12 protein-coding genes are annotated in these 22,169 nt (G+C 70.1%); 8 read left to right on the forward strand and 4 right to left on the reverse strand.

Annotated elements, in window-relative coordinates; genetic code table 11:
- Nucleotides 1-86: 86 nt before the first annotated feature.
- Nucleotides 87-575, reverse strand: coding sequence for a hypothetical protein (locus AB0B14_RS05505; RefSeq protein WP_357521485.1), 489 nt, complete (start codon nucleotides 573-575; stop codon nucleotides 87-89).
- A 207-nt stretch (nucleotides 576-782) separates the two neighbouring features.
- Between AB0B14_RS05505 and AB0B14_RS05510 the strand changes: the two genes are divergently transcribed.
- The 6 genes from AB0B14_RS05510 (at nucleotide 783) to AB0B14_RS05535 (ending at nucleotide 14,333) form a co-directional block, all read left to right on the forward strand.
- Nucleotides 783-2,117, forward strand: a complete 1,335-nt coding sequence (locus AB0B14_RS05510) for an SWIM zinc finger family protein (protein ID WP_357521487.1) — start codon at nucleotides 783-785, stop codon at nucleotides 2,115-2,117.
- Nucleotides 2,114-4,651: a DUF6493 family protein gene (locus AB0B14_RS05515; protein ID WP_357521488.1), complete on the forward strand. Its 2,538-nt coding sequence runs from the start codon at nucleotides 2,114-2,116 to the stop codon at nucleotides 4,649-4,651. Before AB0B14_RS05510 ends, AB0B14_RS05515 begins: the two co-directional genes overlap by 4 nt.
- Before the next feature lie 228 nt (nucleotides 4,652-4,879).
- The gene (gene zwf, locus AB0B14_RS05520; RefSeq protein ID WP_357064877.1) at nucleotides 4,880-6,373 is read left to right on the forward strand and encodes a glucose-6-phosphate dehydrogenase; all 1,494 of its coding nucleotides are present in this window, start codon (nucleotides 4,880-4,882) and stop codon (nucleotides 6,371-6,373) included.
- A gap of 219 nt (nucleotides 6,374-6,592) precedes the next feature.
- Nucleotides 6,593-7,360, forward strand: coding sequence for an SUMF1/EgtB/PvdO family nonheme iron enzyme (locus tag AB0B14_RS05525; RefSeq protein ID WP_357521490.1), 768 nt, complete (start codon nucleotides 6,593-6,595; stop codon nucleotides 7,358-7,360).
- 467 nt (nucleotides 7,361-7,827) lie between these two features.
- Nucleotides 7,828-13,926, forward strand: coding sequence for an RHS repeat-associated core domain-containing protein (locus AB0B14_RS05530; RefSeq protein ID WP_357521492.1), 6,099 nt, complete (start codon nucleotides 7,828-7,830; stop codon nucleotides 13,924-13,926).
- Between the two features lie 11 nt (nucleotides 13,927-13,937).
- The gene (locus AB0B14_RS05535; protein WP_357521494.1) at nucleotides 13,938-14,333 is read left to right on the forward strand and encodes a hypothetical protein; all 396 of its coding nucleotides are present in this window, start codon (nucleotides 13,938-13,940) and stop codon (nucleotides 14,331-14,333) included.
- A 293-nt stretch (nucleotides 14,334-14,626) separates the two neighbouring features.
- Here AB0B14_RS05535 and AB0B14_RS05540 read toward each other — a convergent pair whose 3' ends face one another.
- Complete coding sequence (locus tag AB0B14_RS05540) at nucleotides 14,627-14,803, reverse strand: hypothetical protein (RefSeq protein WP_357521496.1); 177 nt, start codon at nucleotides 14,801-14,803, stop codon at nucleotides 14,627-14,629.
- Nucleotides 14,804-14,963: 160 nt separating this feature from the next.
- Here AB0B14_RS05540 and AB0B14_RS05545 point away from each other — a divergent pair, with 160 nt between their 5' ends.
- Complete coding sequence (locus AB0B14_RS05545) at nucleotides 14,964-15,218, forward strand: three-helix bundle dimerization domain-containing protein (protein ID WP_357521498.1); 255 nt, start codon at nucleotides 14,964-14,966, stop codon at nucleotides 15,216-15,218.
- Between the two features lie 118 nt (nucleotides 15,219-15,336).
- Here the strand turns inward: AB0B14_RS05545 and AB0B14_RS05550 are convergent, their stop codons facing one another.
- A complete protein-coding gene (locus tag AB0B14_RS05550; protein ID WP_357521499.1) occupies nucleotides 15,337-16,608 on the reverse strand; it encodes a CehA/McbA family metallohydrolase in 1,272 nt (423 codons plus the stop codon).
- Between the two features lie 107 nt (nucleotides 16,609-16,715).
- A complete protein-coding gene (locus AB0B14_RS05555; RefSeq protein ID WP_357521501.1) occupies nucleotides 16,716-18,506 on the reverse strand; it encodes an NAD-binding protein in 1,791 nt (596 codons plus the stop codon).
- Nucleotides 18,507-18,790: 284 nt separating this feature from the next.
- Between AB0B14_RS05555 and AB0B14_RS05560 the strand changes: the two genes are divergently transcribed.
- On the forward strand, nucleotides 18,791-22,153 hold the full coding sequence (locus AB0B14_RS05560) for an FG-GAP-like repeat-containing protein (RefSeq protein WP_357521503.1): 3,363 nt from the start codon (nucleotides 18,791-18,793) through the stop codon (nucleotides 22,151-22,153).
- Nucleotides 22,154-22,169 lie beyond the last annotated feature (16 nt).

Consider the following 22,169-nt stretch of genomic DNA (forward strand, 5'->3'; position numbering starts at 1 on the left):
CCGCACCGTTGTCGTCGAGACGTGCGGTGTCGGCTCAGGACCTGTGTCAAAGCCCCTCGCCGGCCGAGGGCCTTGACACGGAACACCTAGTAGTGCGCGTGCACCTGCGTCACCGGATGGCCAAGGATGGCACCGGTATCGGCGAGTTCCTCGGCGCTGAGATCCCAGGCATGGCGGGTCCAGTTCCTGGCGCTCACCTCGAACCGCGCGAACCCCACCGGCGCTTCGAAGCGCAGCTCGGGCAACGTGAGCGCGGCCCGGCAGCAGGGAACAGTCACACCCAGGTCGTCGATGGTCGGTTCGCCGACCCGCCGCCCGCCGTTCCTCGTGATCAGCAGCTCCCAGAACCAGTCCAGCCCGATCGCGGCGCCGCACCGGGGGCAGAAGACGTTCTCCATGTACTCGCCACCGTCGATCAATGTGATGCGGCCGTAGAACACCGGCTCGACCACCTCGACATGATCGTCTGGCCGGGCGAACAGACCGGCGACGTACTCCGCGGCGTGGGCGGCCGCCCCGACCGTCGGCTGCCACTTCGGGTCCGTCGGGATCACCCGAATGTAGAGTTCGCTCATCTCACCCTCTGCCTGCGCGGCTGCCGCGAGAAAGATGTCACGGCGACCGTCGGCAGGAACAGCCGGGCATCCGGTGTGGTACTGGTCCTCGCCCCAGTCCGGCTTGCCCGAGGCCGAGCGCTGCCGCTCGTGACACTCCGACGAACGTCGGGACACGCGCGCTTCGTCGCGGCGCGCTGTCGGGGGTTGGTCGTAAGTTCTGCAGCCGTGAGCGCCCTTCAGACGTACCGCTACCTTCGACCGTCCACACTGCACCGGGGTGACCTGGCGCTGCAGACCAGTGGCGGGCCTGCGACCAACCCGCGGTTCTTCTTCGGCTTTCTGACGACTCCGCAGGCGGCGGCCGCCGGGTTGCTGGCGGTCGCCGAGGTCGCCCGGACCCGCTATCACCAGCAGGTCAACCCGGCGAGCCTCGATCCCGTGGTCACCGGCAGCCGGGACCGGCTGCGCTTCGAGTCGTTCTCCGGCTGCTGCGGCGTGTACGCCCGGCTGGACGTCGTGCCCGCCGGGTTCGACGGCGACGTCGTCGAGCACGGCACCACGAACGTCGACGTGAACGCGCCGCTGCGAGAGGCGCTGGCCCGCGTGGGTGGCATCGACCCGCTGCACCTGTCGGTGGGGCCGGACGACCTGACCGTGTCCACCCTCGATGGTCCGGTGGTGGAGAAGAAGGTGCCGCTGCCCGGGCGTTGGCTACGGGGGTTCGCCGAGGTTCACCTGATCGCCGCGGCCATGGAACCGCGGGCGGAGATCCCGGCGGCGGAGGCGGTCGCCTTCCTGCGCCGGCTGCCGGCGGGCAACGACCGTTCGGTGCTCTGGGTGGTGCCGGCCGGGCGCTCGCTGCGGCTGACCTCGCGCCCGGTGCCCGGCGCGGTGTGCCTGGCCGGCGCGGGACGGCTCGCCACGCTACGTGGGCTACTCCGGTATGCGAAGACCCTGCGGGTGTACGGGCCACCGACGTCGGCCGGGTCGCCACCGCTGCCCAGCGTGTGGGAGCTCGACTGCGGCGCGCTGCGGCTGTCGCTGACCCTGTCACCGGAGCCCTACCGGGGCTTCTCCGGTGAGGGTGGCGCGCTGAGCGCGCTCGCCACGGACGACGTCGCCGACGACGCCGCGCTGGTCGCCGCGCTGCTGTCCTGGGACCCGACGATCGACGTCCACGCGTTGGCCGCCTCGGCGGGGATCTCGGCGGACCGGGTCCGGGCCGCGCTGGCCCAGCTGGGCACCGCCGGCCGGGTCGGCTTCGACGTGGCCGAGGCGGGCTACTTCCACCGGGTGCTGCCGTATGATGCCGGCCGGGCCGAGCGGGACAATCCCCGACTGGTCGGGGCGCGGGCGCTTGTCGAGGCGGGCGCGGTCACGCTCGACGGCGAGGCGGCGACCGTACGCCACGGCGACGAGGTCTACCGGGTCCGCCGCCGGGCGGACGGGTCGTACACCTGCTCCTGTCCCTGGTGGGCGCGGCACCGCGGCCAGCGCGGGCCCTGCAAGCACGCGCTCGCCACGACGATGGTGGGCGCCGCGGTGGAGGTCGGGGCGTGACCGATCCGTTCGACTTCCTGGTCCGGGGTGACGTCGGCGCGGCCGTCGACGCGGTCACCGGCCTCGACGAGCAGGGGCGGCGGTCGTTCGCCGACGCTCTGGTGGCCCACGTGCGCCGCCGGCGCGACAACTGGTGGTGGAACAAGGAGGCGACGGCCCTGGCGGTGGCCGCGATCGGGTCCCTGCCCACCGCCGCCGCGGCGGCCGAGCTGCTCGGCCGGCGCAACGTGTCGCTGCGGCGCGCCGACGCCGAGCTGGTGGTCCAGGTCGCGCGGACGCGTGGGGTGCCCTGGCTGGGCGAGCTGGCCCACCGGCTGGCCGACCGGCTCCGCCGGGACGACCCGACGGACGGCTGGGAATTCGTCGCCGAGCTGGTCACCGCCGAGAAGGCGGCGACACCCACCGGTGACCAGTTCGTGAACGGGTGGCTCGCCCAACTGGCGTGGCCGCCGGAGTCGCAGCGACCGATCCCGCTGGTGGACCGGCTCCGGGCGGACGTGTTCCTCGCCGCCCTGGTGCCGCGCCTGTTCGAGGTGGACGGCGTCGGCACGCGGATGTCCTTCGACGAGTTCATGACCGACGAGACGTTCGCGCTGCCGCGTGCGCTGACGCGGCTGGCCGGCGAGGGCCGCCTGGACCGTGGGACGCTGCTCGACGGTTGCCTGAGCCGGTTGTTGCGCGGCGACCGGCCGGCCGCGTTGCGGGCGTTCGTCACCCTGCACGTCCTGCTGGAGCCCACCGCCAGTGAGGTCGACAGGCGTCGCGGAGACTACCTGCGCCTGCTCGCCGACGCTCCCGGGTCCGTGGCGTCGATGGCGCAAAGGACGCTGCGGGCTCTCGACGCCCCGGAGGTCGAGGGGCTGCTCGACGCTTCGCGGGCTGTGCTCATCCGCACGGACAAGGCGCTGGTCCGCGCGCAGCTCGGCTGGCTGGACCAGCTCGCCCGCCGGCACACCGACCGGGCGGCGGAGGTCGCCGAGGTCATCGCGACAGCCGTCGACCACCCGGCGGCGGACATCCGCGACCGGGCCGGCACGCTGGCCGCCCGACATGGGTACGTGGTCTCCCCGCGGGTCGTCGTCGCCACGGTGGGCGACGACCTGCCGCCACCGGCCGGCCCGCTGCCCGCGCCCCCGGCCATCACCGACCCGGACGAGCTGGCGGAGGAGGTCGCTGCCCTGCTCGGCGGCCCCACGAGGGCGTCTGCTCTGGAACGGGTTCTCGACGCGGTGGTCCGGCTCGCCGGTGGCGACCGCGCCCGACTGAAGGACGCCCTGGTGCCGGTGCTGCGGCGGCACCGCGCCAACGCGGAGGAACACCCGTGGGATCCGTGCTGCCTGTGCGGTCTCCTCGGCGGGGTGCTGCACGCGGCAGCCGACCCGGCAGAGGGCAGCGTCCGGCGGGGACGGTGGGCCGCGATGCGGGCGGCGCTGCGACGCCGCACGTCGGGCGGCCCGTCCCTCGATCCACGGGTCCCCCCGCCGCACCGGCTGCTGCGGGCGCGGCTGGCCGAGATCGGTGACCGCGTCGGCCCGCCCCAGCACCCCGGTCTGCTCGCGGCTCCGACCCTGGCGAACGGTGCCGTCGACCCGGAGACGCTGTACGACCGCCTGACCCGGCTCGGCGAGCACGGCGCGTGGGAGATGGACCTGACGCAGGCCCTGCTACGGCTGCCCGCGCGGGTCGACGAGCCCCTCGCGGCCAAGGCGGCGGCGCTCGGCACGCCTGCCGGTGACCGGCTGGCCGGCTGGCTGCGCGCCGGCGGCCTGCCGACCCCGGACCAGCAGGTGGTCACGCTGCGCCGCCGGGAGCGCCGACAGGGCCACGACTGGGGGTACGACGAGCTGCCGCAGCAGCGGACGCACGTGCGGATCAGCCCGCCGGAGGGCGTGGACGACCCGTTCGGTCTGCTCACCGTGCGGGACCGATCCGTGGACAGCTACGTCGGCGACGCGACCCTGCTCTGGCCGGCCGTGCTGCCCGGCTACCGGGGGCTCGTCGCGGCGTACGCGCTGCCGGACATCGCCAGTGGCGCCGACCAGGACGTGTCCGGGGGCGCCGCGATCCTGCCGCTGCTCGCCGAGTGCGGTGGCGACGGCGGTCCCGCCGTCGACCTCGCGCTCGCGTACGGCCTGGGTGCCCGGCACGAGTCCGACCGGGTCGCCGCCGTGGACGCCCTGCTGATTTTGGCCGCCACCGGCGACCTGGACGCTCCCCAGGTCGGGGCCCACCTCGGCGCCCTCGCCGCCGTCGGTGACGTCACGCTGACCCGTACCCTGCAGCCGCTGCGCGACGCGGCCGCCGCCGGTGCCCCGCTCAGCACCTGGCGGCTGCTCGCCGCCGCGGTGCCCGCGCTGCTCGCGGCGCCGAAGGTCCCGCGCGGCACCCCGGACCTGTTGACCCTCGCGGCGGAGACGGCGGGCGCGACCGGCGCCCGGACCGACGTGCCGGGGCTGGCCGACGTCGCCGCGCGCGGCGGGTCGAGCCGGCTCGTCACCGAGGCGCGGCGCCTGTCCGACGCGCTCGGCAGGTGATGCCCTCTTCGCGGGCTGCCCGGCCGATCACACGTATCACCACCTCGTTACGCCGACAGTCCGCACCGAACCGCCACCGAGTCGCCCACCCGTCGGCCCGGCATGCGACGCTCAAGGTCCGCGACCAACGGGCCACGCCTCGTGACCCCCGGCCACTACCGTCAGAGCCGCACAATTCCCGGCAGGACAGCATCCCCCACCCCTTGTGCCCCCGGAGGAACGCAGACCATGGACCACGCATCTCAGCTCATCCAGGAGCGGAGTGCCCCGCCGGCCACGCTGGTGATCTTCGGTGCCTCTGGCGACCTGACCCGGCGTAAGCTGCTGCCCGCAGTCGAGAGCCTGGCTCGGCACGAACGGCTCCCCGACCAGTTCGCGCTTGTCGGCGTCGCGCGCACGCCGATGACCGACGAGCAGTTCACCGAGAGCGCCCTCGGCGAACGCACCCTCGCCAGCAAGCGTCAGGTCCAGGGCGGCGTGCGGTACGTCGCCGGCGGCTACGACGACCCGGAGACCTACGAGCGGCTCGTGAAGACCCTCGACGAGTTGGACGCACAGCGGGGCACGTCCGGCAACCGGCTGTTCTACCTGTCCACCCCGGCCGGGGCCTTCGAGCCGGTGATCAAGGGACTGGCCGGCGTCGGGCTCAACCAGCCACGCGAAGGCTCCTTCGCCCGCCTGGTCATCGAGAAGCCGTACGGGCGCGACCTGGTCACGGCCCGCGGTCTCGACGGCGTCGTGCACAGCGCGTTCGACGAGCACCAGGTCTTTCGTATCGATCACTATCTGGGCAAGGACACCGTCCAGAACGTGCTGGCGCTGCGCTTCGCGAACTCGATCTTCCAGCCCATCTGGGACCGCTCCTGGGTCGACCACGTGCAGATCACCGTCGCCGAGACCCTCGGCGTCGGCAGCCGCGGCGGCTTCTACGAGGACGCCGGCGCGATGCGGGACATCGTGCAGAACCACGTGCTCCAGGTCCTCGCGCTGGCACTGATGGAGCCACCGGCCTCATTCGAGGCTGAGGGCCTGCGCAACGAGAAGGTGAAGCTGCTACAGGCGATCCGGCTCCCCACCGACCGGGACATCGCCGAGGCCGCGGTCCGGGGCCAGTACACCCGGGGTGGCACCCGCGAGGAGTTGATGGCCGGCTACCGCGAGGAGACCGGCGTCGACCCCCTTTCCCGGACCGAGACCTACGCCGCCATGCGGCTCAACGTGGACAACTGGCGCTGGGCCGGGGTGCCGTTCTATGTCCGCACCGGCAAGCGCCTGCCGGCCCGGCTCACCGAGGTGGCGCTGCAGTTCCAACGGCCGCCGCACCTGCCGATCCCGACCGACCAGCTCACCGGCCTCGATGCTGACGCGCTGATCCTGCGGATCCAGCCGAACGAAGGCATCTCGCTGCGCTTCGGTGCCAAGGTGCCGGGCCACTCCTTCCGGGTCCGCACCGCCACGATGGAGTTCTCCTACGACCAGACGTTCGTCGAGGAGTCCCCGGAGGCGTACGAGCGTCTGCTCCTGGACGCGCTGATCGGTGACGCGTCGCTGTTCATCCGCAGCGATGAGGTGCAGCAGGCCTGGCGGATCGTCGACCCGATCATCGACAACTGGGCGAAGGACAACTCTCCGATCCCCACCTACGAGGCCGCCTCCTGGGGCCCGACCGACGCCGACCGGCTCATCGGCCGGAACGGCCGAAAGTGGCGCAACTCCGCGTGACCCTGCCGTTGCGAGGGCGACCGCGCTGCTGGGCCCGACCGCTTGGTCTCACCATCGGCGCGCAGCGCGGTCGTCTCAGCGAGCCGGTCATCGAATCGATGGCCGGCGGCCGGCCCGAGCAGGCTGGCTAAGGAGCCTGCACCGAGCAGTTGATCCGTGCGCAAGCCGCGGGGCGTCGGGAGCGACCGCCGGGCGGCTCGGCTGCTAGCGTTCGCCGCCATGTGGACCGAGGAATTCGTGGCCGGGCGCCCGGCCTGGCGGCATGTCCCGTCGGGGGTCGTGTTCCGGGAGGTTCCGGGCGGCACGTTCCGGATGGGACTGTCCGAGGCGGAACTGGACGCGGTACGCGCCATCGAGCGCAGCGGCGGTGTCGAGGACACCATCGAGCCGTTCCTCGCCAGTGCCCGGGACGCCCAACCGGTACGCGACGTGCGGGTCGAGCCGTTCCTGCTCGCCCGGCACCCGCTGACCGTGGCGCAGGTCCAGCACTGGCTGCCCGAGTACGAAGACGACTACGCCGATGCGGACACCGGCACGGCTAGGCTCGAAGGCGACCTGCACGACCTGCTTAAGCTGTTGCCGTTCCAGCTACCCAGCGAGGCGCAGTGGGAATACGCGGCGCGAGCCGGCACCACCACGCTGACCTCCCGCGGCGACGGGAAACCCGACGAGGACCAACTGCTCGACGACTTCGGCGACGAGATGCGGACCGCCGCCAGCGAGAACGCGTTCGGCTTGGCGGCCATGGGGTCGGCGAACGAAATCTGCGCCGACGTATGGATCCCCGGGTTCGACGGCGCACCGTCAGACGCGCGACCACGGACCGGCGACGGTCCCCGGACCGTGCGCGGCGGCGCCGCCGACCTGTTCCCCTGGCAGGGCTGTGACGAGTGGCTGCTGCTGCTCTCCGCCACCCGGTACGAGCACGCCGACTTCGCGGCGGTACGCCCAGCGGCACCACTGCCGCCGAACCGAGGGCGGCCCTGAGCGGATCTCTTCTCCGGCCGACAGGCAGGGCGGACGGTCGCCGATCAGGGCTGCGGCGTCGCCCGTCACGTCCGCACGGCAGATCTGTACCGGCTCGTCGGCGTCGATTGGCAGACGACGACCTTTCCGCGGGTGCCGCACGCCCGCCGCAACCCCCGATGGGATCAGTGATCAACCATAAAGGTTGATGATCATCGACTTAACTTGGGGTTATCTGAGCGCTACTCACTTTTCAGGAGGACGTAGTGGCGTCAGGTAGACAGTTGTGGGGTGCTCCGTCGCGTTTTTTCCGCGTGTCCCGTGGTCGGTGGGGGCGCGTGGTTGCGGTGGGGATGTCGGTGGTGCTGGCCGCGACGATGGCGGAATGGGTGACGCCGAAGCCGGCTGCTGCGGCGCCGCAGGCGCCCGTTCAGCGGTCAGCGCCGAGCCCTCAGGTGCTGGAGCGGCCTGATGAGGCAGCCGCGTTGGTGACAGCGCGGGTCACGGGCAAGAAGGTGAAGATCACCAGCCGGACGTCGGAGACGGCGGAGCACTGGGCGCTGCCCAGCGGTGAGATCGAGGCGTCGATGGATTCCGCCCCGGTGCGGTTCCGGGAATCGGACGGCTCCTGGCGACCGATCGACACGAAGCTCGTCGCGCGGGGCGATGGCCGGTTGCAGATGGCGGCGAGCCGGTTGCAGGTGTCCCTCGCTGGGCCGGCGGTGTCGAGCCGGGGTCGGTCGCAGCCGTTGGCGTCCGTGACCGTGCGTCCTGGTCGCACGTTCGGTTACAGCCTCGACGGCGCGGCGAGCGTCGCCCCGGTGCTGGACGGCTCGACAGCCCTGTACCGGGACGTGTTGCCGCACACGGACGTGGAACTTGTCGCGTCCGGCGCGGAACTGAAGGAGACGGTGATCCTTCAGTCACCACAGGCGGGCAACTCGTGGCTGTTCCCACTCCAGCTCGATGGGCTCACGCCACGGATGGAGAAGGACGGTTCCGTCGCACTGCTGGACACCGCCGGAAAGGCGGTGGCGTGGATCCCGCATGGCTCGATGCAGGACTCCCGGGTGAAGTTGCCGACCGGTGAGCCGGTGTCGTCGGCCGCGGTGGACTACAAGCTGGTGAAAACCGGGAAGGGTACGGCGTTGCGGGTGACAGCGGACGCCGCATGGCTGCGAGATCCGGCGCGGGTGTGGCCGGTGCGGGTGGACCCGACGATCACGACGCTGACGACCGGCGACGTGACCGCGGACAGCGACGCGGGAACGGACGCGGCCTCGCAGAACGGTCACTCGCTGGCTGCCGGGACGGACAACGACGGCGACGCGCGTTCGTTCATCCACTTCGACAATTTCAACAGCGACGGCCTCCTGGGCAAGCAGATCACGGCGTCGAAGTTGAAGTTGTTCCACACCTGGTCGTGGGACTGCACCACCCATTTGCCGTTCAACGTGCACAAGGTGACTCAGGCGTGGACGGTGGCGAACCTGTCCAGCGGGGTGTGGCCAGGTCCGACGCTCAGTTCGGCGATTGCGTCGTACACGATCGCCGACAACTATCCGGCGTGTACGAACACGTCGGCGAACCGGAGCACCGGCAAGTGGCACACGGTGACCCTCCCCACGACGACGTTCAACGAGTGGGCCGCCGGAGGTCTGAACGAGGGTCTGGCGTTGACCGCGTCCGAAACCGACGCGAAGGCGTGGAAGCGGTTCACCTCGGCCAACTACAACGCCGGCTCGCACATGCCGAAGCTGGAGTTGACCTATCAGTCGTACGCGACGGTCACGGCACGAACAACCGTCCCGTCGACGCCCTGCGCCACCGGCTCCGGCGCCCCGTACATCAACTCGAAGACGCCCCAGTTGCGGGCGCAGGTCAACGACGCGGAGGGCTCGCAGGTGCGGGCTGAGTTCGAGTGGCTGACCGCCAGCGGCACGCGGATCGGTGGCACGACAGTCGGCCCCGGTTCCTCGGGTTCCTGGCTCGCCACCACCGTGCCGACCGGCACCTTCACCGAGGGCAGCACCTACTCGTGGCGGGTCCGCGGCAACGACGGCATCGCGAACGGGCCATGGACGGGCCTGTGCTCGATGATCATCGACACAACCGCGCCGTCGGCGGTGCCCGCGGTCTCCTCCACGGCATACCCCGCGGGCCAGTGGGCCGGAGCGGCCGGCACCGCCGGCACCTTCACCTTCGGCCCATCGGGCGTAAGCGACGTGTCTGCCTACGAGTACGGCCTCAACGTCAACCCGCCCAACCAGACCGTCAACGCGGCCAGTCTCGGCGGCAGCGCCACCGCCTCGATCACCCCGACCGCCGACGGGCCGCAGACGCTGTACGTGCGCTCGCGTGACCGGGCCGGCAACCAGTCGGCGATCCAGGCGTACACCTTCAACGTCGGCTCCGGCGCGGTGACCTCGCCCAAGGAGGGTGACATCACCGCGGCGAAGGTGGCCATCACCGGCGTGGGCCAGGCGGCCGCCGCCGGTGTGACGTACCAGTGGCGACGCGGCGACGCCGACGGGTGGGTAAGCATCCCGGCCGGTCACGTGAGCGTGGCCGCAGGCGGCGCGGCGGTCAGCTGGCCGCTGGTCAGCAGCGGCGGCGGGGCCTTCCCGAAGTTGAACTGGGACGTGGAGGCGACGCTCACCGCCGCGGACGCCGAGTCGATCCCTCGCGACGGCCCGCTACAACTGCGCGGCATCTTCACCGGCGGCACGGGCGGCACGTCCAGCACGGTGAAGATCACCTTCGATCGGGCCCAGGCGTCCGCCGCGTCCGAGGACGTGGGACCTGGCTCCGTCAATCTGATCACGGGCAACTACAGCCTGTCCGACAGCGACGTGTCCGTGGACTCGTTCGGCAGTGATCTGACGGTCACCCGCTCCTACAACACCCGCCGGGCGAACGACACCGACGCGGCGAACATGTTCGGCCCCGGCTGGGTCTCCGGCACGGTGATCGAGGAGGCCGACGCGCCCTACACGGCGTTGACCGTCTACGGCTCACTCATCCAGGTCGGGCTGCCCGAGGGCGAGACGATCGGGTTCACCAGACGCACCGCCGCCGCCTTCGATCCGGAGGTCGGGATGGAGTCGCTGAAGCTGGCCTACGACGGCACCGGCGACAAGTACACCCTCACCGACGACGAGGGCAACACGGTGCTGTTCACCCGGGTGACCGGCACCGCGGTCGGGAAGTACTTCCCGACCTCGGTCACCGCGCCGGGCAGCAACCAGACCAGCACTCTGGGCTGGGAGAAGGTGACGATCAACAGCAAGGAGGTCGTTCGACCCACCCGGATGCTGGCACCGGTGCCAGACGGGGTCAACTGCGCCACCCTGACCCGCGGCTGCCGCGCCCTCACCTTCACCTACGCGACCGCCACCACCGCGACCGGCACGGTCGAGGCGTCCTGGGGCGATCACGTGGGCCGAGTGAAGGAAATATCCTTCACCGCCTGGGACCCGGACCTGGCCACCCCCGCGATGCGCACCGTGCCGATGGCCCGGTACGCCTACGACAACGCCGGGAAGCTCCGGGCCAGCTGGGACCCGCGCCTGGACTGGAACGACGCCGGCACCACCCGCCACCTCTGGGACACCTACGACTACACGGCGCAGGGAATCCTCAGCGTCGTCAAGCCGAACGCCCAAGAGCCGTGGCAGCTCACCTACACCACCATCCCGGGTGACCCCGGGCTGGGCCGGCTGCACAAGGTGACCCGCTCGGCGCTCACCGCCGGAACCGCCACCCAGACGGTGGTCTACAAGGTTCCGGTCTCCGGCACCGGGGCGCCCTACGACCTCTCACCAGGACAGACCACCCGGTGGGCCCAGGCCGAAGCGCCAACCGACGCCACCGCGGTCTTCCCGGCCAACCAGGTTCCAAACGGCAACCCGGCGGCGGGCACCCTGCCGTCGTCGTACGAACGGGCGACGGTGACCTACCTCGACGCCAACGCCCGGGAGGTCAACACGGCCACACCGGGAGGGCACGTCGGTGCCATCTGGTACGACCAGTGGGGCAACACCGTCCGCACGCTGAGCGCCGGCAACCGGGCCCGCGCCCTCAACACCGGTTCGTCAGACGACGCGGCAGCGGAAAGCATGCTCGCCCGCCGCTACTCCACCCTCAACCTCTACTCCTCCGACGGCCAGCGGCTGACCAGTACGCAGGAGCCCGAGCACGACGTGATGCTGCCAAACGGCACCACCGTGCGTGGGCGCAGGCACACCATGAACACCTACGACCAGGGCGCACCGACCACCGGTGGCCCGTACAACCTGGTGACCACCCAGGTCGTCGCCGCCCGGATCTGGAACGCCAACGGCGTGGAGAGCGACACCGACCAGAGAACCACCACCACCGCGTACGACTGGGCCCTGCGCCAGCCGACCGTGGTGACGGTCGACCCGGCCGGGCTGGCCCAGACCACGCGCACGACGTACGACCCGATCACCGCCCTGACCACCTCGACCACGGCTCCGGCAGGCGGCGCCACCACCAACACGCCCTCCACCCAGACAACCGTCTACTACCGGGCGACCTCCGGCTCCGGCTACCCCGAGTGTGACCTGAAGCCGGAGTGGTCCAACCTGCCCTGCCGGGTGCAGTCCGGCGGCCAGGCCGCCAGCGGGCCCGAACTGCCGGCCAAGGCCACCACCTACGACATGCTCAACCAGCCAAGGGTCGTCACCGAGAAGACCAGCGCCGGCACGCTGCGGACCACCACCACGACCTACGACAGCGCGGGTCGCGCGTACGAGACCAGCGTGGCCGCGTCAGGGCTCGGCACGGCGGTGCCCATCAGCCGGAACGTCTACGACCCCGCGACGGGCCGCCTGCTGCGCAGTCAGCAGGTGGTTGGCGGACTGGCGACCGCGCAGGTGGAAGAGGGGTACGACAGCTTGGGCCGGCAGACGTCGTACACCGACGCCGACGGAGTCACCTCGACCACCACGTACGACCTGCTCGGTCGGGTGGCGACCAGCAACGACGGCAAGGCCACCCGGACCTACACCTATGACGGTGGCGCCGAGCGGCGTGGTCTGCTCACGTCGGTCAACGACACGCAGGCCGGCACCTTCTCCGGCAGCTACGACGCCGACGGCACGCTGACATCGGAGACCTGGCCAAACGGCATGCAGGTCACCACGCAGACCGACGAGACGGGCACCCAGGTCGGCATGACCTACGTCAAGCCGGGCTGCGCGTCCACCGACTGCACTCTGCACACCGAGTCGGTGGTGGAATCGACGCACGGCCAATGGCGAGACCGGTCGTCCAGCCTGTCCGAACAGAACTACACCTACGACCAGGCTGGCCGACTCACCTCGATCCAGGACACCATCGGCGGCCAGTGCGCCACCCGCTCGTACGGGTTCAGCACCTCGTCGAACCGCACCTCGGCCAGCGCCTACGGCCCGGGCACCGACGGCGTCTGCCAGACGTCGACGCCGGCTTCGTCGCGAACCTGGACGTACGACACGGCAGACCGGGTCAACACCGCCGGTTACGTCTACGACGCGTTGGGCCGCACGACGACGGTGCCCGCTATCGACACCGCCGTCACGTCGGGAGGGAACGCGACCCTCACGTACCACTCGACGGACCTGGTTGACACGATCACCCAGGGCGGACGCACGACGGATTACGTCCTGGACGTTACCGGGGAGCGAGTCCGCTCGTGGACCGACAACGCCAGCGGCACCGCCGTGCAATCGGTGCACCACTACGACGGGGACGAGGACAGCCCCTCGTGGACACAGGAAACCACCGCCCGATTCACCCGACCGGTGTCGGGCCTGTCGGCGATGGCCGGCATCTTCGACAGCGAAAGCGCACAGGTCGACTGGCAGATCACCAACCTGCACGGGGACCTGATCGCGACGATCCACGCCGACGACGAAGGCCTGTCCCGCACCAGCGAAGCCACCGAATACGGAACGCCGCGCAATCCCGGCGACGTCGGGACGCAGCGCTACGGCTGGCTCGGCGCCAAGCAGCGAGCAGCGGACACACCGTCAGGCATCATCCTCATGGGCGTCCGCCTCTACAATCCGACCACCGGCCGTTTCCTCCAGGTCGACCCCGTCTACGGGGGCAGCGCCAACCCCTACGAATACTGCGGAGCCGATCCGGTCAATTGCTCCGACCTTGACGGAAAGCGGGCGGAATGCGGCTGCAGTAGCGACAGCGGCTGGAAGAGGCCGGTGAAGAAATGGATCCAGCGTGTACTCAGCGGTGCCAAGCGTCTCAATAACAAATTCACCAACTGGCAGGCCAGGACGGCAGCGCGAGGCTTCCTGAACGGAGCGAGGGGGATCAGGTCAGGCTGGTCGGCCGCAGGAAGGAAGCTCTGGTCAAGCAAGTTCTTTGGGGTGCGAAGCAAATGGTTCGGCAACCAGGGTGCCGGCAGGGGAGCGCGTGCAGGTCGTCTCAACGGACCTGGCAAAAAGGGCTGGCGTGTTGGTTGGAGCGTTAAGCCACGTGGGGGCGGCGGATATGGGTGGGTTTTCCGTGTCCGCACCGGTGGCGGACGAAAGTGGGACATCATCAATGGGCCGCGAACCTAATAGGAATTTATATGGAAAAGTTCTTGAAAGACATGATCGCAGACCTTAATGACTCGGCCACCATTAGGTGGAACATCGATCGAGATGGGGTTTCGACGCTATTTGTAGAGCCGATAAACGCTGGACCCTGCCCATTCAGCGTGGCCTGGAGTGCACATGAGGTCGTTGTCGGTTTCGCGCTCGGCTCTCGTCTAGAATTCGGGCCGGGCGACGAGGACCTGCCCCTCATCGAGAAAGTGATCGCCGCATGTATCGACGGGCGGGTGACGGTGGTTGATTCGGGCCGGCGGCGCGGCGCAGCGATCGAACTCGATGACGGCTCGGTTGTAGGTGACTCCGCCGCAGTTCGCCGGGCGGACACCGAACGACGGTCCTACTACCAGCCCTACCAGCGGACGGAACGGTAATTAACTGATCTCGGGGGCTTGCGGGTTCAGCGTCCGCAAGCCCCCGAGCGTCTTGACTGATCGGGGCGGCCGAGGAGGCTGCCAAAACCCAAGAAGACCCGCCCCTGCTTCGTTCCGCCCGTCCACCACTGGGGTCCAGCCGCGCCCTGACCGGGCCGGCCCGGTCAGCGGCGGGCCGTCCCCGGCGTATCGGGCGTAGGCCAGGAGGTGTCGCATGGGGCGGGGTTCTGGCGGAAGACATCGCGTGGTGGCCCGCCACCTGGGCGCTCATCTCCACCCCAGCCATCGCCAGGTTACGGGTAGGCCGCGAGCACGGTCATGATCAGCGCGGCGGTCACCGCCAGGCTCAGCGCCAGCAGCGCTCCGGTCAGGCGGTGATGGAAGGCGGGGCTGTGGGCGAGCGGTTGCTGCAGCGCCGTCCACGTCGTCGCGCCGAACAGCGTTAGCGTGAGGACCACGATGATGATCATGGGCTGACCAAACGTCAAAGGGACTGGCCTCCTTGAACGTCGCACCGACCGGGCGGGAAAGCCGGCGTCCGCAGGTGAACTTTGCGCGAACGAATGAGTGTCGGGTGGATGTTCGGGGCACCACTCGTGCAGACACTGGAGACGACGTGCGAGGTGTGTGATGACCGAACCCGCGGCCAGTGGCGGTCTCGTTGACCCGGAGATCGCCCTGCAACGCCAGGTCGAGACGCTGAAACAACGTTTCCCGGATGCTGACGAGAGCGAGATCTCCGCCCTCGTCCACGGGACGCACCAGCGCCTCAAGGACGAAGCGAGCATCGACTCGCACCTGGTCGCCCTGACCGAGAAGCAGGTGACGGAGGAGCTGCGTAGCGGCGGTGGGACCGTTCACATCCGTAGCGACAACACGACCTGAGCAGAAGCAGGAGGTGATGGACACGAAACCGTCGCCTGCCGACAGCGGATGCCGGTCCCGGACGAGCGATGCGGCCATCTGCGGCTGGCCCGCCGTGCCGGGACCGGCACCTGGACGGTCAGGGCCGGAGCCACCAGGGGCTGGTGTAGGCGACCGCGAAGTCGTTACAGGGGTGACCGGCGGGGCCGGGGGTGCCGTTGGCCAGGGACGGGTCGGAGATCCGCAGCACCACCCAGTCGCCGTCGGCGACGTTGAGCGGCACGGTGAAGTCGGTGACCTGACCGTTGACGGTGTCGATGACGTCGACGACCGTCGGCGCCGAGGTGCCGGGACGGAGGACCTGGATCCGCAGCGGCTTGCCGTCCCAGGCTGAGCCGCGGTCCAGATCGAGGAGGAACCGAACGTCGCCGGAGGCCATGTTCAACACACCACCCATGCGTACACCGTTGGCGACGGCGTCCACTCGTAGCCCCGAGACGCGGGTGGCGAAGGAACGGCGAGCCGCCATCGCCTCGAACACCGCGGCGCGGGTGTTCTCGGCGACCCACAGGCCGCTGCGGCCCTTACCCTCGTGGAAGCCCCAGCTGGTGCCGTGCTCGTCGGTGACGCCGGTCAGCGCCGGCCGCCAACCCGCGTTCAGGCACGCCACCAGCGGTGACGTCATGCCCGACGACCAGCCCTCGAAGAGGAAGTCGTCGGTGCGGTTGAACATCTCCAGCCCCACGAGCTGATCACGGACCGAGGCGTTGAAGGAGAAGTTGTTGAACCGGCCCGCCTCCCGACCGGGGTGGTTGAAGCTCGCCAGACCCCCGGGCCGGCCGGCGAGCCAGTTGTACAGGCTGCCAGGGCTGCCGGCCCGCAACAGGTCGGCGAAGTCGGAGGTGTTCCAGACGTTGATGTGCCCCTGCAGCGGATGCGACCACTCGAACCCGCGAAGCGCGGTGAACTGACCCGGGTCGTTGGCCGCGTTGGCCAGGTCACCGGTGGTGCGCCACTCGGACGAGCTGAGCCCGTCGATGGAGAAGAGCGTCGCATGATCGGTCAGCGCGGCGACGTCCAGACCAGCCTCGCGCATCGAGGCGAACGCGGCCTCGGCACTGCCGTCACCATCCGACATGACCGTGTGGTTGTGCATGTCCGCGTGGACCAACGTCGTGCCCTGGGTGATCAGGGATGACCGGCCGGCGCCAACCGCCGCGGTCGGAGCGCCGGCCGTCCTCGTGTGGGCCGCCCGGGCGGCAGTCGGCAGCGCGGCCAGCATCAGTGTCCCGCCGGCACCGGCCAGAAGCGCCCGTCGGCCGAAGCCGGCGGAAACCTCAACCTGGCCGTACGGCACCTCGTCGTCGGATCCGTGGTCGTGCTGGCAGTGGTGTGGGTGATGTCCAGTCATGGATATATGGGGATCGACGGAGCTGGCTGAGACGTCACGCCGAGTCGTCGGTCAGGCGAACACTGCGGTACGCCTCGTACCGCGGACGATCGGGCTACGGGGAGCGTTCACTCACCATCGCGCGGCGCGAGCAGCCGCAAGGGCGCGACGTCGACAAGTGGTTCGGCGTCGGGGCTGGGTACGGTGCGGGGCAGCAGCGTGGCGAGACCGGCGCGGGTGGCCAGCACGATCAGCCGGTCGGTGCGGACCAGTGGCCGACGTTGCGGCAACGACCAGATGGTCTGTCCCGTCCGGCCGGTGCGCACCGCGATCACCCACAGCGCGCCCGGCTGGTTGACCTCGTGGCAGTACCGCCCCTCGAGTGCGGACCCGGCGCCAATGGGCAACTCGGCCACCAGCAACACCCGGCGGCCGACCGCGATGGTGTCGATGACCTGCTGGCCCATCATGGCGGCAGCGAACGCCGGCGCCGCCAAGGATGACACGCTCCGTGACTCGTCAATGCTCAGCAGGCGCTGCGTACGCTCCGCGAAGCCGTCGTCGAACAGCCGTAACACCACCCGCATCGGGGGCCTGACCGCTGCCGACCGTGCTCGGTCCGCCTCGTGCGAGGACCGCCCGGACAGGGCGGTCTCCAGATTGGTCACGTCGTCGTCGGTCAACACCACAAGCGCCCGGCAGGTGTGTACGGACGCGGCTCGCAGTGTCTCGGGGCGGGTCGCGTCGCCGACGATCACCGGCAGACCCAGCTCACGGGCGACACCAATGCCTCGTGCCGACTCCGTGCGGTCGACGGCGACCACGGAGATGCCGACGGAGTGCAGTTCTTCCAGGACCCTGGTGCCGATGTTGCCGAGTCCCACCAGGACGACATGGTCGTCGATCTGCTCGATCATGCCGCCAGCGGCGACCGCCAGCCGGGCACGCACCAGTGAGTCCACCACCAGGGCCGTGACGGTGGGAAGCAGCGCCGCCCCGGTGGCCACCAGCACCACCGCGGTCACCTTCTCGGCCAGCGGTGCCGCGGAGTCGACCTCGGCGACGCCCATCGCGGTCAGCAGCGTCAGGTAGGCGGCCTCTCCGAGGTTCACACCACGGGAGTACGCCAGCAGGACGCTGGCCACGGCGAGTATCGCGGCCGTGCCGATCAACGCCAGTCGCAGATTGCGGCTGAACACCAGGCCGAGGGCCCGAAGCAGGCGTGGCCTTCGACGCGGCGGATCAATTCGGGGCCGCCCATATGCGCGGACGAGTACCAGATCCGCCGAATCCTGGTCCGCCGGGAGGACGATCGGCTCCGTGCCGGTCGTGTCGGCCAGGCCGCACACCACATCCGCACCGGCCGGGTCAACGGTGCTGCGCACCGCGCTACGCAGCAGCTCACCGTCGGGCAGCCGCAGGTACGTCGGCGTCGCGTCCCCGAGCGTGGCGGCGACGAACGCCGGTGCGGCGATCTCGGACCCCGAGAGGACGGCGCAGTCCCCGAGCATCGTGGCCACGCCCTCGCCGAGCACCGGATTGAACAGTCTGACCACGATCCGAACGTCGGGAGCCAACTCCCTGGTGATCATGGCGGCATCCACATTCGTCACGTCGTCGACACCGACGAACGCCACGGCCGCAGCCTCCCGCACCCCAGCCTGATCGAGCACCTCCCCGGTCAGGCGACGGGCGATGACGATCTCCGGCTGCCCCTCCACCACGCCGAATTCCGAGGCGAGGTCGGCAAGGTCGGGTACGTGGTGGTCGCTCGGCGACGGTAGGACCACGGTGACCGCGACACCGTAGCGGTCTGCCAGTTCGAGGACCAGACGGCGAGCCACCGCACCGTCCCCACAGACCACAAACCGCCGCCGTGCCGGCTCCCCGGTGCCGCTCTGCCTGGTGTCTTCGGACACAGCCGAATCGTAAACGACCACTTCTTACCGAGGTGTATATCCTCTCGATCCACCCGATTCAGATCTGGCGGGTCCCGCGCCTTCCCGGCATTTCACCCGGTCATTGGTGGCTGCCACTCGACTGGGCGATATCGCTCATTCACCGACGCCGTTGTCCGTGCACGCGGTCGTCAGTCTCCGTTCACCTCAGTCGTCAATCTTGTGACCTGGAGTGCCTCGCGCCTCTCCGGGAACTCAGCGCCGCGGGCCCGGCCGGACGAACGTCGGGAAGGACGTACCCCGCCTTGAGCCCTTGGCAGACAGCCGGCCACCCGTGGTCGACGCACGGCGGTCGCACCAGGACGGTCGCCGCGATCCTCGCCGCCGTACTGGTCTCGGTCGGGATGGTCGCGACGCCCGCGCGGGCCGCGGACGCTTACACGCAGGTGTACGAGTTCAGCTATCCCGCGAACGAGGAACCCCTGATCGAGGAGGGGTTGAACGAGAGCTACGACGCCCAGTACTACGACAGCGACCAGGGCTTCCTGATCGAACACAACGACGACCTGTTCAAGCGGGGCGTTCTGTGCGAGGGCGACGTCAAGCAGCTCAGCGCGGAGGAACTGAGCGAGTGCCTGGTGCGCAAGGTGTACGACGTGCCGACGTCGAACGACGCGCCGGACGACTTCAGGATCGAGCTGCGGCCGGGCGAGAACCGGGTCGCGGTGACGATCCACGACGACAAGCCCCCGTCGGCCAACGGGAAGACGTGGGCGCACTTCGGCTTCACGGCCGGCATCACCGTGGCGACGCTCCTGATCCGCAGCGCGTGCCTGAGCGGCGCCCTCAACCGGGAGGTCGACGCCGGCAACACGGTGATGAAGGGATTGTGCGTCGGGATCGCCGCGTTCTTGAGCACCGCCCTCCTGAAGGCGGTGCAGAGCCACTACGACGGCACCCTGGGTGACGGGCACACGTGGGGGGCGAACACCCTCGCCGGGGTCGTCGCCGGCGGATTCGCCTTCCTGTGGGAGCACCCTCTGCAGGGCGCGATCGTGCGGGACGGCGGAACGTTCTGGACAAACGTGAAGAATGTGATCAACGTCGTGTGGGCCGGGCTCGCCAGGGCATGCGTCGTCTGCGGTGGGGTCTTCGGCACCATCTACCAGGGCTTGTCCGCCGCGATCTCGACGACGTTCCGGGCGATCCTCCCGCGTGGGGAGACGGCCCTGCGGGTGATGCCGCTCGGTGACTCGATCACCTACGGCGTCGGTGTCTCCGACCCGGAGGGCACCGGATACCGAGCCCGGCTCTGGAACGGCCTGTCCGACGCCCCGGTGCTCGACTTCGTCGGCTCGATGAACTCGGGGACCCTGCCCGACCGGAACCACGAGGGCCACCCGTGGTGGCGGATCGCGGATATCGACAGGCAGGTCGACTGCGTGGTTCCGAGGTACCGGCCCAATGTCGTGCTGCTGCACATCGGCACCAACGACATGCAGTTCAACGACGCGGTCGACAGTGCCCCGGCCCGGCTGGAAGCGCTGATCGACAAGATCGTCAAGCTGGCTCCCGAGACCACGGTGCTGGTCGCGAAGCTCGTACCGGCGTTCAACACCGGCGCCAACAACAACGTCCAGAGGTACAACGCGGCGATCCCCGGCATCGTCGAGCGGTTCAGGGCGGCCGGCAAGCGCGTACGCCTGGTCGACATGGGCGCGGTGACCCGGGCCGACCTGACCGACACCGTGCACCCCAACGCCGAGGGCTACCGCAAGATGGCCGACGCCTTCCTCGGCGCCGTCCGGAGCGCCCGCGCCGAGAACCTCATCGAGGACCCGGTCGGTGCGAGCCCGGTCGCGTGCGGGGGCGAGGCCGGCAAGGCTCCGGACTCCGTCTCCGGCGACACCTCCGCCAACGGTGAGGGTTGGCGCTGGCAGGGCGTCGTCGCGGCAGGCGTCGGCGCGAGCCGGGACCGCGTGCAGTTCGCCGACGTCGACGGCGACGGGCTCGACGACTACCTCGTGCTCGACGACCAGGCCCGGGTCAAGGCGTGGACGAACGCGCACACCCTCGGTGGAGGGTTCGGCTGGCGGGGTCGCGGAACGGTCGCGGCCGGGGTCGGCGCGGTCCCGGAGCACGTGCGGTTCGCCGACGTCGACGGCGACGGGCTCGACGACTACCTCGTCGTGGACGGCGCGGGGCGGGTGTCCGCCTGGATCAACAAGTTCACTCCCGGAGGTGGATTCGGCTGGGACTACGCCGGGGTCATCGCCACCGGTGTCGGCGCGACCCGCGACCAGGTCCGCTTCGCCGATTTCACCGGCGACGGCCTCGACGACTACCTCGTCGTCGACGACGTCGGCCGGGTCACCGCCTACTCCAACGAGTTCCACCCCGGCGGCGCGTACGGATGGTCGTCGCTGGGACTGGTGGCCACCGGCGTCGGCGCCGCCCGGGACCGGGTCCGCTTCGCCGACCTCAACGGCGACGCCCGCGACGACTACCTCGTCGTGCACGACGAGGGTCACGTGAAGGTGTGGCTGAACACGGTTCCCAGGTTCGTCGTGCAGGCCCCGGGCCACCCGACGCCCCGCATCGAGTGGCAGAACCACGGCCAGACCCTGACCGCGACGGCCGCGAACCGGGACCAGGTGCGCTTCGCCGACCTCAACGGCGACGGCAAGGACGACTACCTCCTCGTCGACTCCACCGGAAAGGCCGTCGGCGCGCTCAACGACCGGTACGGCCAGCCGGACACCTGGGACTGGCAGGGCGTCGTCGGCCAGAATCCCAACGCCGACACCACCAGCGGCATGGTCGACCTGACCGGCGACGGTCGGGCCGACTGGGTCGCGATCCGGGCGGACGGCACCGTCGCCGCCTGGATCAACCGGCTGACTCAGGGTGGCGGCTACGGCTGGGACTACGCCGGACAGATCACCGCCGGCGTCAACCCCGGACGGGACCGGGTCAGGTTCGCCGACGTCGACGGCGACGGCAAGGACGACTACCTCGTCGTCGACGACGTCGGCGGCGTCAAGGCGTGGATCAACGATTACGCCCCGGACCGCGGGTTCGTCTGGGACTACGCCGGAGTCATCGCCGCCGGCGTCGGCGCGGCGAAGGAACGCGTGCGCTTCGCCGACATGAACGGCGACCGCAAGGACGACTACGTCGTCGTCGACGACGACGGCGAGGTCAGGGCGTGGTTGAACAAGCGCTCTTCGGCCGGGTACGGATGGGACCACGTCGGGCAGATCTCACCCGGCGTCGGCGCAGCCCGCGACCAGGTCCACCTGACCGACCTCAACGGTGACCTGCGCGCCGACTACCTCGTCGTCGACGCCGCAGGACGGGTCTACGTCTGGCTCAACGCATACAAGGAATCACGCTTCGGCTGGAGGTTTGACGGCCTGATCGCGTCGGGTGTCGGCGTCTCCGGTCCCCGGGTCCGGTTCGCCGACCTCAACGGCGACCGCAGGGCCGACTACCTCGTCGAGGATCCAGGCGGGCAGATCCGCGCGTGGACGTTCAACGGCTACTACGTGATCCAGAAGGCGCCGGACGAGCCCATGTCCAGCGCCCCGACCACGCCGGACGTCGATATCGACCTCGACCCCTGCGCACTGGTCCTCAACCTCAACCGGGGCCCCTGCGACAAGTAATGCGCGCGTCGGCAGC

Origin of the sequence: Micromonospora sp. NPDC049171, assembly GCF_040648275.1 — a bacterium.
In the GTDB taxonomy this organism is placed as follows: Bacteria; Actinomycetota; Actinomycetes; order Mycobacteriales; family Micromonosporaceae; genus Micromonospora.